The following is a 12,153-nucleotide window of genomic DNA, read 5'->3' as shown; positions in this document are numbered from 1 at the left end:
TCCTCTTTGAACTCCTTTGGATAAGGCTTGGGCATGATGACAATCCTTCCAGGCCCGGGGCGACCGAGCCAGATCAGTTGTCACCCATCCCTGCATCAGCCCCGACCGATGAGCAGTACCGCAGCTTCCAAGCCACCGTGGAAGCCACCGTTGTTTTCGCTGAGAAACTCCACGCCGCACGCGAAGCCCGCACTGACGACACCAGCACCGGCGGGACTGTGCCGGTGCGTGGGCATCTACGCGCCCTCTAACCCCCACCCACCTCTCTCCCGCCTACCCATCCAGTGGCGGCGGTGAACACCTTCTGGGGCGTGGGTGTGCACCTGGTGGGTATGAAGCTCCCTGAGTTCTCCACTGTGTTCTCCCGGCCCAAACTGCTGGCCGCACTTGCCGCTGGTCTGGCCCTGCTCCTACTAGTCGCAGTGGGTATCTACGGGCTGGCCACCGGACCCCGCCAGCCAGAGCCGCCCGCGCCGACGACTGCGCAGACCCCAGACCCCACACCGGCTGCACCCAGCGAACACACCGAACAGTCGGGCTCTGATGTGCGACAGCCAGTGGTCCCACCGGTAGAACAATCCGCCGATCCTGAGACGTTCGCCCGCAACGTCGCTACTGCCCTGTTTGAGTGGGACACCGCCTCGGGGCTCATGCCTCTGGACTACACCTCCGCGCTGCTGGAAGTTGGTGACCCCACCGGGGCCGAACAGGCAGGCCTGGCCTCTGATGTGGCCACCTACCTGCCCACTCGTGAGGCCTGGACTCAACTGCGCCGACACTCCACCTCCCAGCACCTGAGCATTGATGAGGTCTATGTCCCGCAGGCCTGGGAGGACGCTCTGGCCCAGGCCCAGCCCGGGCAGATCACCGAAGGCACGGTGGCCTACACAATCACCGGCACCCGGCACCGACAGGGCACCTGGAACGACGAACCGGTCACCAGTGAGCACGAGGTCTCCTTCACGGTGTTCATCGTCTGCACCCCTGCCTATGAGACCTGCCACCTGCTGCGGCTCTCCGAACTCGACAACGCGCTGACCTAACCGCCCCTGACCCGACTGGCATGAAGGGAGGTGCCTGACCGGTGTCGAAGAAAGCAGCCATCATCCTGGTCCTACTCGCCATGCTTGGCCCCTCAGTCGCCCTGGTCTCGGTCGGCGCGTTGATGAGCCCCAGTGCTGGAGCCTCCTGCACAGTGCCCGGGGCAAGCCCGCACCTCACCGTCGGTGAGGTCCCCGAGGAACTGGAGGTCACCACCGCCAACGGAGAGACCTTCACCCTGAACCAGGAGCAGCTCACCCACGCGGCGACGATCATCGAAACAGGGACCAGCATCGAGGCGGTGAGTCGGGATGGGCTGGTGATCGCACTGATGGCCGCACTGACTGAATCCACCCTGCGTCAGCTCTCCAATGAGACCGCCTACCCGGACTCTGCTGACTATCCCAACGACGGTGACGGTTCCGATCACGACAGCCTGGGGTTGTTTCAGATGCGCCCTTCTACCGGGTGGGGCTCCGTCGAAGACCTCATGGACCCCATCTACCAAGCAGAAGCGTTCTTCGGCGGCCCAGAAGGGCCGAATAGCGGCTCACCGCGTGGGCTGCTCGACATCCCCGGCTGGCAGGAGATGGACAAGGGCGAGGCCGCCCAAGCCGTCGAAGTCTCGGCCTACCCGGACCGGTACAGGAACTATGAACCGGTCGCAGAGACCATCCTGGAAGCACTCACCGCCGGCAGCGAGGCCGGGCCAGCCTCGGTGCCGGAGTCCGGCCGGGTGGTCTTCCCCCTACCGGAGGATGCTGCGGTCCAGACCAGCGACTACGGGCCTCGGGTCCACCCGGTGACAGGCGAAGACAGCTTCCACGCTGGCACCGACTGGGCAGCACCGGATGGCACCCCGATCTATGCCATCGCCGACGGTGTCGTCGCCTCGGCTGACTACAACGAGGCCCGCGGCGGGGTGATCGTCATCGACCACACCATCAACGGTGAAGCGGTGTCCTCGGTGTATATCCATATGTGGGAGACCGGCATCCACATCCAACCAGGAGACACCGTTTCTGCCGGGGACCACATTGGGGATGTGGGCAACTCGGGGCAGTCCACTGGCCCGCACCTGCACCTAGAAATCTGGCCCGGCGGCCCAGACACCGGGGAACACACCGACCCCGAACCCTGGCTAGCCACCCACGACGCCCACCCCGCCCCCAGCACCGGGTCCGGCAGCAGCACCCAACCAGCCGGTGCAGAGGGCGAAGACTGCCCCACCGAACCCGACCAAACCGCGGAAGCCGGCGAGCCGGAACCGAGTGGCGGTGATGGGTCGCAGATGCTCGATGACCCCACCACCGGTGGGCAGATCACCGCCGCCATGCTGCACCTCTACCAGCAGACCAGCGAGGCTTTCCCGGAGACTTCCTGGGTCTGTTGGGACGAACGCCCCGGCCAGGACTCCGAGCACCCGCTGGGGCGGGCCTGCGATGTCACCTTCGGCAATCCCATCGGCAGTTTCCCCACCGAGGCCCAACGTCAGGCTGGGTGGGAGGTGACCAACTGGGTCAAAGACCACGCCGAAACCCTCGGGGTCGAATACCTGATCTTCGACGGGAAAATCTGGGTCGCCTCACGAGCCGATGAAGGCTGGCGGCCCTACGACGGCGGTGGCATGCACGACCCCAACGACCCCACAGGTGGCCACTACGACCACCTCCATATCACCGTCACTGACAACTAGCAATTATTACATTAGATGTAAGCGGCGACGGCCGGGATCATGCGGTTCCCTGGTCAGGCAAGGGTATCAGTGAAGCACGTTGGCGTGCTCGAAAGCCGCCTCTGACCAGGGGAAACGCGCCCAGGCTTACATCAGATGTACTTTTCTTACATTAGATGTAAGACTTGCAGGGTGGACCTAGAGGACGGTAAGCAGCCTGGATCGGTGACGGCGTTGAGGCCGGGCAACGTAGCGTTGCTGCGCCCGGCCGAGCAGGTCTTCGATGACATGCTCGCGGGCTGGTCGGCACAGCAGTCCTCGCGGATGTTGAACCCGAACACGATCCGGGCGCGGTTGGCTCAGGTGCGCCGGTTCGCCGGGTTCTGCGGGAGCCTGCCGTGGGAGTGGACGCCGGCCGATGTCGAGGAGTGGACGACCGAACTGGTCTCCGGTGAACGTCCGTGCTCGCATGGCACGATCCGCTCCTATCAGAATGCGGTCGCGCTGTTCTGCGACTACCTGACCGACCGCCGCTACGGCTGGACCGAGCGGTGCGAGGAACTGTTCGGCACACACCCGGTGCAGGTCTGCCATGAGTGGAACACCGTCATCCACACGAGCGATCACGAGGCACGCCCGGCGGTGCGGCCGCTGTCGCGGGTCGAGGTCCAGGAGTTCTTCGACTATGCCGACGATCGCGTGGACCGGGCCCGCACGCGAGGCAAGAAGGGCTGGAAGTCGTTGTTTCGCGACGCGACGCTGTTCAAGATGATCTATGCCTTTGGCCTGCGTCGCCGTGAGGTCGCGATGCTGGACCTGCACGACTTCACTCGTAATCCCACGGCCACCGAGTTCGGCCGGTTCGGGGTCTGCAACGTCCGCTGGGCCAAGGCCAGCCGCGGTTCCCAGCCCAGGCGTCGGACGGTGCTGGCGGTGTTCGACTGGACTCGCCCAGTGATCGAGGAGTACGTCACCGAGGTCCTGCCGCTGTTCGACACCGGCGGAACTGCGATGCTCTGGCCGACCAAACGACAGTCGCGGATCACGGGCAGCTACATCGGGATACGGTTCGCCGAGTACCGCGACGAGCTGGGCCTCGATCCCGCGCTGCACCCGCACTGCCTGCGGCACTCCTATGTGACGCATCTGATCGAGGACGGCTTCGACCCGCTGTTCGTCCAGCAGCAGGTCGGGCACCGCTGGGGCTCGACCACCGCCCTCTACACCGGCGTGTCCGGCGACTACCGCAACCGCACCCTGCGCCGCGCACTCGATGGCGCGTTCACCCCGCCCGCGACCGAGGAGGTCTGATCGATATGACGAAGGCCGTCGCCTACCACTGGCACCTGCGCAAGGTGATGAACGAACACGGCATGCAGTCCACAACCGACTTGGTGCCGCTGCTGGCCGACCGGGGCGTGGTGATGACCTCCACGCAGGTCTACCGGATCGTGGTCGGTGAGCCCGAGCGGCTGAACATGCGGATGCTCGCCGCACTCTGCGACATCTTCGACGTCACCCCCAACGATCTCATCGAGCCCTACGTCGCGACCAACTCCCGCCGTGGACACAAGACCGGAACGACCGGCGCGACGCCGCCCAAACCCAGCAAGAACCGTCCCAAGCGCGCCACCATCCGCGGCGCTGACGAGTCCTGAGCGCAGGCATGCGGCAGTGCCCGGACTGCGGCCTGCCGATCCAACGCTCCAACGTTCCTGGCCCGCGATGCCGATGCAGCGACAAACGGCTCGCCACCGCTCGTCTTGCCGCGAAACGCGAAGCCCAGCACGCAACGATTCTCGACCTGCTGCGCACCGTTGATGCCAGCATGAGCCATGAACTCGTCGAGGAACTACTGGCCTCGGTGGCGCCCGCCGCCAACGCCAGATCGCAGCTCGTCAAACATCTTGCCGCCGAGCCGGGCGTGCTCACCGCAGGCGGATCGCGGATGCCCAAGGTCGTCAGCGAGTTCATCTACGCCGCTATCGCCGCTGGCATCGACGGGCTCGTCTCACCCTCCTGCGCCTTGTGCTCGCGGCCCCGCACCCTCTTCCACACCCACGGCGACGGTGAGCGCATCTGCACCAGCTGCTACAGCCGGCAGCACACCGCGACCTGTTCGGGTTGCGGGCGTGAAGATCGGCGCATCAAGGCCCGCACCGCCGACGGGCAGCCGATCTGTTCGCGCTGCCACGAACACGCCCGACCACAGCAACCCTGCGACGGCTGCGGCCGGCCCGGTTCGGTCAAGCAATCGGTGGTCGACGGACGCCGGTACTGCCGTTCGTGCCGGGCCAAGCAGGCACCGACCGCACCGTGTGTGGTCTGCGGCCAGCAGCGTCGCATCAATGCCCGCACCGACGACGGCGGCGCGATCTGCACGACCTGCTACGCCAAGGCCCGCACCGGCACCACGCCCTGCGATGAGTGTGGACAGATCGCACCCTTGCAAACACGAGCCGATGGACGCACCACCACCAGCACCAACGCCGGCAAGAACCTGTGCGCACGCTGCTACCGCTATCCACGACGGCTCTGCGGCGTCTGCGGTCGACACAGGCGAGTGGCGTTGAAGGCGACCGACACCAGCCCCGATATCTGCCCGACCTGCTACCAGGCCCCAGTCGTCGACTGCTCCATCTGCGGCCAACAGGCCCTGGGCCGGCGCACCACCAACCACGGCCGGCCCCGCTGCTTCTCCTGCCAGACCATCGGCCAGATCGACGCCGCGCTCACTGGCCCCGACGGGCTGATCCGCCCCGAGTTGGTGCCCGTGCGCGACGCTCTGGCCGCGAGTGATCGGCCCCGGTCACTGCTGACGAACTGGCACAACCTGTCGAGCCTGCATCTACTCAGCGATATCGCCCAAGGCCGGCTCGAGCTGAGCCACGAGGCTCTCGATGCCCGCCCGCAGGTCTTCTCGGTGACCTACCTGCGCGCCATGCTCGTCGCCGCCGACGCACTCCCACCACGCGACGAGAACGCCGTCCGGCTGCGCCGCTACGCCGCCGAAGCTGCCACCGACATCACCAACCCCGAATTCCGCGGGGCGCTGTCCCGCTACGCCCGCTGGCACGTCATCGGCCGCGTCAAGACCAACCGCCATGGCCACATCTCACCGACGACCGCCGGACGAGCCAAGGCCAACATCCAGAGCGCCCGCAACTTCATCGACCACCTCACCGCCAGCGGCCATACCCTCCACGACTTCCCGCAAGCCCAGCTCGAGACATGGCTGAGCAGGGACTCAACCCGCCGCATCGGGTTCATCCGCTGGCTCAAACAAGGCGGCTACCTGACCCGATGCCAACTGCCCGACCCCATCAGGCAGAAAGACCCCAGTCACGACGTCGACCCCGAGGAACAGCTCGGCCTTGCCCGCCGGCTCCTGCACGACCCCGACGCCGCCAGCGTGGAAGACCGTGCCGCGGCCTGCCTGATCCTGCTCTACGCCCAACCCGTCACCAAGATCGCCGCTCTGACCACCAGCGATATCCAGGTCCGTGACGCAGGCACCTACCTCACACTCGGCCCCGAACCCCTGCTACTCATCCCGCCGCTGGACGCTATGGTCAAGGCGCTGCCGGTCGCCAAACCCTTTGGCACCGCAAGCACCCTGGCCGACCCCCGGTGGCTGTTCACCAGCAAGAACGCCGGCACCCACCTGCACCCCACCTCGCTGATGGCGCGGATGAACCGGCTCGGGATCACCACTCGCGCCAGCAGGAATACCGCGCTGCTGCACCTGGCTGCCACGACTCCACCGGCCGTGTTCGCCTCCCTCGTCGGCATCCACATCACCACCGCCACCCGCTGGGCCGAACTCACCGGCGCCGCCTGGAACAACTACGCCGCCCACGTGCCAATCAGGACAAGCAGTCAGCAAGCATCGCGACGTGAACGCCCGCGCTGATGGTGATCAATCTGACCAGCCCAAACGCAGTGAAGTCAGGTAAAATCTGAGATCAGAGCCCGCATCCGGGCTCGCGGACGAGGGAGCAGTACCCGCACCACGACAAGACTGCCACGAAAGGGGCACGTCTCGTCATGGCCTGGACCATTCTGATCATCTCTGGTGCGCTGGAGGCCGTCTGGGCCGTCGCGCTCTCAGAGTCCAAGGGCTTCAAGAAACGCAGACCCACTGTGGTCTTCTTCATCGCGCTCACACTGAGCATGGCCGGCCTTGCTTGGGCGATGACCGACCTTCCAACCGGCACCGCCTACGCCGTGTGGGTTGGCATCGGCGCGACCCTGACCGTGCTATGGGGATTCCTCACCAAACAGGAGCGGCCCACCATCGCCCGCCTACTACTGCTGGTGCTGCTGGTCGGCTCGGTCATCGGCCTGAAGGCGGTGAGCTAAGCCATGCCGTGGGTCATCCTGCTCCTCAGCGCCGTCTTCGAAGCGATCTGGGCCACCGCACTCGGTATGTCCAACGGCTTCACCGAACCGGCACCCACGATCGTGTTCTTCATCGCCCTGGCGATCAGCATGGTCGGACTGGGCTGGTCGCTCAAGCACATCCCGATCGGCACCGCCTACGCCGTGTGGGTCGGGGTCGGTGCGGCGTTGACCGTCGCCTATGCGATGGCCACCGGCACCGAGTCGATCTCCCTCGGCAAGGTCATCTTCATCACCGGCATCATCGCTGCGGTCGTCGGACTCAAACTCGTCCCGCACGCCACTCACGACGAAGAGCAACCGACAACCTGATCGACTCACCCCACGCACTGGTGGCGCAGGCAGAACACCCGCGCCACCAGACGGGTCACCCCGTTACGCATCGGAAGTTCGCTACGCCACGAGGGTGCCCGCGCACCTCATCAGCATGGAATACGAACGCTCCGAACAATTGCCTACGCCGGTTTGATTAGGGACGACACGTCTGCGATCAGGCTTGCTCATTCGCTGATCTTTCGAGCTGGGCACGCACCCCTATTCGATGCAGTACTTCTCGTACGGTGAAGTATGCCAACAGAGCAACAGGAAGTACCCATAATGTTCTTCCGCCAACCTGCTGATCTGCTAGGGCCGAAATTTGGAGTTCCTGGGCGAGGACCCCAAACCAATCGGGCTCTAAAACCTGAGAGGAGGCCGAAAGTACCGTCGCAAGTACAGCGAATAGCGCTAACAGCAGCACCAGTGCAAACAACCGGATGGGTGTTCCACGTGAGTGACGCGCGTGGTCCCCGGTGATCCCGTAGAAGAAAATCAGGCCCACAGTAAGAAAGTGAGCAATCATCAGCCCGTTACCTAGAACATATTCGAGTGAAACTCTGAAGGCCGGAGTGAAGTAGAACAGCACGGTAGAAACGCCTAGGTATATACCGGACACTAGCGGGTGTGCCATGAATGAGAACACGCGGGACGTAAAAATCTGGCTCAGCCACTCCTTCTGACCTCGGGTGCCGTCCTCTCGCCCTCTAGTCGTCCGCCTAGCTAGGGTGATTGGATCGGCGAACACGAGCAGCACAGGGATGAGGAAAGTGATCACCATAAGCTGCAGTATGTGGGCCGAGAACAAAACCTTTCCATACACTGCCGGCGCGCCAGAAGTCGCCCATACCAGTAGCACGACTCCCAGTACCCACGAAGCGCTTCTACTGAGAGGCCACTTCTCACCAGCGCCCTCCAGTCTCCACATACTTCGGAGATACCAAATAGCCATCGTGATAGCGACAGCGGTCCACAGCCAGTCCGGCCTCCAAAGGGTCGCCCAAAGGGTAAGCTCCGGGTCAGGCGGCATCTCATAACCGGTAAGAATAAGAGCAGGCGTGGCGTCTATGTACTCTTGCTCATTACTAGGCGGCGCGGTTCGCGCAAGCACAGTACTAACGCCAATGATGGCACCCATCAGGAGAGCCTCGACCCATATGAGTCGCCACAGCCAGGTCACAGGTCCGTGCTTAGAGTCATCATCGGCTCCCCGTATCTGCGGAATCACCCACTGTCGAAGAACGAAGCCGATACCAGCAAGAAGTACGGTCGCACCAGTTTTGACAAGGAGCATGACGCCGTACTCAGACGTCAGCTGTTCGCTAACGTTTCTTATCCTCAACATGCCGTTTATTACCCCTGAAGCGACGGTGAGAGCGAGCCCGACGCTCGCGACTCTCGAATAGCGGCGTATCACTAGATCGAGTTCACGACAGGTCTCACTTCTTCTGCTTCTTGGTGGTTTCTGTACCCATTGCGCCAGCCCAAGGAGTAGTAGAACAAAGAGGCCACCCACCCACAGGGTTAGTCCCAAAATATGAAGAACTAAAGAGGTAACCGCTTCCGTGTGGTTCTCAGCAGAGGCGGAGTGCCCGACGAGCGCAATAGGGATGATCGCGCTAAGACCGAGCAGTACAAGTAGGAGCACTCCCTTTCTTGAGCGAAAACCAAAGAGGCCCGTAGTAAAAGTTGCTGAAATTGCCACTACTGCAATCCAGGCCTGGCCTGTCTCTACCGACTGGACATAATTGAAGAAGCCGCGGGAGAACTCCCGTGAGGCTGAAAGTGGCTCGCCTGCGATAAGTGAGTAGCTGTAGACCAGGACCGCAAGTGCCGCTCCCGTCCAGACGAGGCCTGCAATCCCACTAATGAGCAATGCACTCTTCATAAGTGGGGATAGCTCGTCTTCCTCACGTACTTGCTGTGAAAATGAGCCTGTCGCGAGTTTCCCCCTCATAGGGAGGATTGCTGCAGCGAATAGCGCAGCACTGACAGCGGTCGCCATCGCTGAGTAGTGCACAAATCGCGCGATAGAAAGTCCCCATCGAGTTGCTGCCCCAGGATCGGAGAGTTGAGTGGATTCACCAACTCCGGTGGTTACTCCGGCAGTGATAAGAGCGAGCAAGCCCGCAAGTGGGACTGCGCTAACTATCCAAGGCCGCGCGAAGTTTCTTAGTTTCGAGTGTTTAGAGTGGTTGCTGGCGTCAGACATATCCCTCGACCGTCCTATCTGTCAGTGGATCACGGTCTGGGGTCTTCACGAATGGAATCATCCGCTTTTTTACTTCTTGCCCGGCGACGCTCCAGCACGGTCACAACACCGGCAGCGAGCACCGCGGCAATCACTGCAAAGACCGGCCACACCGACGTCGACTCAGGCTCGTCGGATGTAGTTCGGTCCTCGTCGCTCGGGACCTCCTGCCTCGGAGCTTGATCAGTAGGTTCCGGTTCTTCATCAGTAGTGGCACCGCTATCTTGCTGGTCCTCCTGCGCGTCTTCTACAGGGTTCTCTAGATTCGCACGCATCTCGAAGTCGAACGACTCTTCTTCAACATGACCATCCGAATAGGCGACCCGATAGACGACTTCGTAAGAGCCATCGGGCAACTCGTCATCTAGCTCAGCAGTAGCGGTCGGGCCGTCGACCTCAACATTGCCGGCCCAGTTCTCCCCGTCGGAGTCCACTACCTGGATCACGTTGTTAATAGATTCACTGGCAATCAAGCCGGAGCCAGAGAATTCCAGCTCCACTGCGTGGAGAGGCTCACTCACAACCTGGTCCGGCTCTGGGGTCGAGGAGAGCAGCACATCATGGGCCACCGCTGGCGCAATAGAGGAAAGTTGCGCCACCACGGAGGCGGAGAGGAATGCTCCGATTCCTAGTAGCCCACGTTTCAGCGGTCCGTATGTTGAGGAAGTGGGATTGTGGTCTGAGACTACGGTATCTGAGGTTGATTTCACGGGGTGGTTCCTTGCGCGATGTAGGACGGCGGTAGAGTTCAAAGGAGGCTAGAGCGCGTGGTTCAGCGCGTTAGCGATCGGGGTCGCACGATGCGGTGACGGGCCTGTCCTACTAAGACTTCGCCAGGTGTCACCGAGGTAACGAGCAGAGGGGCTTTGGCGGGCCTCGTAAAGGATTAGGGTTATCGCCAGGTCGAGACTCAAATGGAACCCACGCAGCAGTTACCGCCGGGACATGACTCGGATAACATCGCGTCGTGTTGACTTCTGGAAACGGGCTGAGGAAAGCCAGCCTAAGTATCTGCTGGAGAACACGGGCTACCTGGTCCCCTTTTCGCACCGCAGCGTAAGTAACTGACAACGCAATGATGTGAGTGAACAGAGCGCCGGGTTCCGTATGCAGCAGAAACTGATGGTGATGGTCCCCGACTGTTGCCCTCGTGTCTCCAAAGAGCAGGTGAAGCGTTGATTGACCGAGTAGCACCGCCCCAGCCAAGCGAAGTCGGCTGCAGGGAAGGCGAGAGAGGGCTACGCAAACCGGACTTGTAATCGCAAGAGCCAACAAAATGGTAGTGACAGGCGGCACGTGTCCCGTGACTGCGTAATGAGCTATAGCGGTGGAAGCTACAGCAACAAGACCAAGAACTATGCCTCGGATCACCCGCCATGGCCCGTGAAGTTCGGAATCATGCCGAGTCTCCCTTCGGCCCATGCGACTACCTCCACGGCATCAGTTCGGGCAGTAGCCCAATAAGTTCTACGGCTTGTAGAAGTCTACTACCTGTACACACCGACCCATGAGGCCGCGATCGGCGTGAGGTCCAGTAGAGCACCTAGTAGCTATGGAAAAGGCAAAAACTCCTAGGCGGCGTAAACCGTCCGTCGGCGGAAGCCCGTCATGAGCGTCTTTCCCGATTTTGAGGGCCTTTCCGGGATCGCTGAGCTGCGTGAGGTGGTCGGGGCTTTGCTGACCTTTGTGCTGGTGGTCGCAGTGTTGATGATCATTGTCTCCGCGATCATCTGGGGTGTCGCATCTTCACACGGCAACCAAGCCTCCGCAGCCAAAGGCAGGACCGGGGTGCTGGTCTGCCTCGGGGCGGCGATCCTCGCCGGTGGGGCGATGACCTGGATGAACTGGCTGATCGACCTCGGCGGGCATCTCTAACCATCCTTGCCCCGGCCCGGTCCATGCAGGGCGGGGATAGGGTGTGCACCTCCTTCACGACCCACTCGTTTCTCATCTGAAGGAGAAGTTGTCGTGGACACTCTCATCACACTCTCTGAGGCCATCCACACCGCCACACTCGCCACTCCCACCCCGGTGGCTGATCCGGTGGTGGTGGCTCAGATCGACATCAGCCCGAACGAATCCGGGCTGCCGGGTATCAGCCAGCTGCGCACCATCGTCGGGGCGGTCATGACCATCGGCCTGGTGCTCTCCGTGCTGGCGCTGATTATCTCGGCGATCGTGTGGGGCTTCGGAGCTAACAGCTCCAACCCGCATCTGGCAGGCCGAGGAAAGATCGGCGTGCTGGTCTCCTGCGGGGCCGCGATCATCTGCGGAGCCAGCGTCACACTGATCAACTTCTTCTGGAACGTCGGCCAGCAGGTCTAACCCCTGGAGTGACCCCCTAGATTCGGTCCAGTAGTTATGTGAGTTGCACTAGCGCCCGCCCTTAGCGGGAGGAAGACTGGTGTGACTATGACCGCGAAGAGGAAACGGCATTCCCCGGAGCAGATCATCCGTAAGCTCGGTGAGG

At 62.5% G+C, this 12,153-nt stretch carries 12 protein-coding genes and 1 riboswitch; of the genes, 10 read left to right on the top strand and 2 right to left on the bottom strand.

Annotated elements, in window-relative coordinates; translation table 11 throughout:
- From Q1K09_RS12310 to Q1K09_RS12275, 8 genes are all read left to right on the top strand, one after another.
- Positions 1-251, top strand: a 251-nt coding sequence (locus Q1K09_RS12310; RefSeq protein ID WP_300345735.1) for a hypothetical protein, incomplete at its 5' end; no start/stop codon positions are given.
- Between the two features lie 81 nt (positions 252-332).
- A complete protein-coding gene (locus tag Q1K09_RS12305) occupies positions 333-1,043 on the top strand; it encodes a hypothetical protein (RefSeq protein ID WP_300345737.1) in 711 nt (236 codons plus the stop codon).
- Between the two features lie 41 nt (positions 1,044-1,084).
- A complete protein-coding gene (locus tag Q1K09_RS12300) occupies positions 1,085-2,737 on the top strand; it encodes a M23 family metallopeptidase (protein ID WP_300345734.1) in 1,653 nt (550 codons plus the stop codon).
- Positions 2,738-2,908: 171 nt separating this feature from the next.
- Positions 2,909-4,027 carry a site-specific integrase gene (locus Q1K09_RS12295; protein WP_300345733.1) on the top strand — a complete coding sequence of 373 codons (1,119 nt, stop codon included), beginning with the start codon at positions 2,909-2,911 and terminating at the stop codon, positions 4,025-4,027.
- Between the two features lie 5 nt (positions 4,028-4,032).
- Positions 4,033-4,374, top strand: coding sequence for a helix-turn-helix transcriptional regulator (locus Q1K09_RS12290; RefSeq protein ID WP_300345731.1), 342 nt, complete (start codon positions 4,033-4,035; stop codon positions 4,372-4,374).
- A gap of 8 nt (positions 4,375-4,382) precedes the next feature.
- Positions 4,383-6,629 carry a hypothetical protein gene (locus tag Q1K09_RS12285; protein ID WP_300345729.1) on the top strand — a complete coding sequence of 749 codons (2,247 nt, stop codon included), beginning with the start codon at positions 4,383-4,385 and terminating at the stop codon, positions 6,627-6,629.
- A gap of 52 nt (positions 6,630-6,681) precedes the next feature.
- Positions 6,682-6,747, top strand: a riboswitch (guanidine-III (ykkC-III) riboswitch).
- 16 nt (positions 6,748-6,763) lie between these two features.
- Positions 6,764-7,078, top strand: a complete 315-nt coding sequence (locus Q1K09_RS12280; RefSeq protein WP_300345727.1) for an SMR family transporter — start codon at positions 6,764-6,766, stop codon at positions 7,076-7,078.
- Between the two features lie 3 nt (positions 7,079-7,081).
- Positions 7,082-7,429 (top strand): multidrug efflux SMR transporter, encoded by a 348-nt coding sequence (locus Q1K09_RS12275; RefSeq protein ID WP_300345725.1) that lies wholly within the window; start codon positions 7,082-7,084, stop codon positions 7,427-7,429.
- Positions 7,430-7,607: 178 nt separating this feature from the next.
- Here Q1K09_RS12275 and Q1K09_RS12270 read toward each other — a convergent pair whose 3' ends face one another.
- Together Q1K09_RS12270 and Q1K09_RS12265 are read right to left on the bottom strand one after the other, a co-directional pair.
- Positions 7,608-9,437 (bottom strand): cytochrome c oxidase assembly protein, encoded by a 1,830-nt coding sequence (locus Q1K09_RS12270; RefSeq protein WP_300345723.1) that lies wholly within the window; start codon positions 9,435-9,437, stop codon positions 7,608-7,610.
- A 236-nt stretch (positions 9,438-9,673) separates the two neighbouring features.
- The gene (locus tag Q1K09_RS12265) at positions 9,674-10,393 is read right to left on the bottom strand and encodes a copper resistance CopC family protein (protein ID WP_300345721.1); all 720 of its coding nucleotides are present in this window, start codon (positions 10,391-10,393) and stop codon (positions 9,674-9,676) included.
- An 898-nt stretch (positions 10,394-11,291) separates the two neighbouring features.
- Here Q1K09_RS12265 and Q1K09_RS12260 point away from each other — a divergent pair.
- Together Q1K09_RS12260 and Q1K09_RS12255 are read left to right on the top strand one after the other, a co-directional pair.
- Complete coding sequence (locus Q1K09_RS12260) at positions 11,292-11,558, top strand: DUF6112 family protein (RefSeq protein ID WP_138254015.1); 267 nt, start codon at positions 11,292-11,294, stop codon at positions 11,556-11,558.
- 123 nt (positions 11,559-11,681) lie between these two features.
- Positions 11,682-12,008, top strand: a complete 327-nt coding sequence (locus Q1K09_RS12255; protein WP_300345736.1) for a DUF6112 family protein — start codon at positions 11,682-11,684, stop codon at positions 12,006-12,008.
- Positions 12,009-12,153 lie beyond the last annotated feature (145 nt).

The sequence above is a fragment of the Nesterenkonia sp. genome (genome assembly GCF_029265375.1).
GTDB lineage: Bacteria > Actinomycetota > Actinomycetes > Actinomycetales > Micrococcaceae > Nesterenkonia.
Note: the sequence above shows the minus strand (reverse complement) of the source record. Positions and strands in the feature narration are given on the sequence as shown.

What these genes read in the sequence shown, in the direction of transcription:
- Q1K09_RS12305 (WP_300345737.1), top strand. Translation starts at nt 333, where the DNA reads ATGAAGCTCCCTGAGTTCTCCACTGTGTTCTCCCGGCCCAAACTGCTG.
- Q1K09_RS12290 (WP_300345731.1), top strand. Translation starts at nt 4,033, where the DNA reads ATGACGAAGGCCGTCGCCTACCACTGGCACCTGCGCAAGGTGATGAAC.
- Q1K09_RS12285 (WP_300345729.1), top strand. Translation starts at nt 4,383, where the DNA reads ATGCGGCAGTGCCCGGACTGCGGCCTGCCGATCCAACGCTCCAACGTT.
- Q1K09_RS12280 (WP_300345727.1), top strand. Translation starts at nt 6,764, where the DNA reads ATGGCCTGGACCATTCTGATCATCTCTGGTGCGCTGGAGGCCGTCTGG.
- Q1K09_RS12275 (WP_300345725.1), top strand. Translation starts at nt 7,082, where the DNA reads ATGCCGTGGGTCATCCTGCTCCTCAGCGCCGTCTTCGAAGCGATCTGG.
- Q1K09_RS12270 (WP_300345723.1), bottom strand. Translation starts at nt 9,437, where the DNA reads ATGGCGACCGCTGTCAGTGCTGCGCTATTCGCTGCAGCAATCCTCCCT.
- Q1K09_RS12260 (WP_138254015.1), top strand. Translation starts at nt 11,292, where the DNA reads ATGAGCGTCTTTCCCGATTTTGAGGGCCTTTCCGGGATCGCTGAGCTG.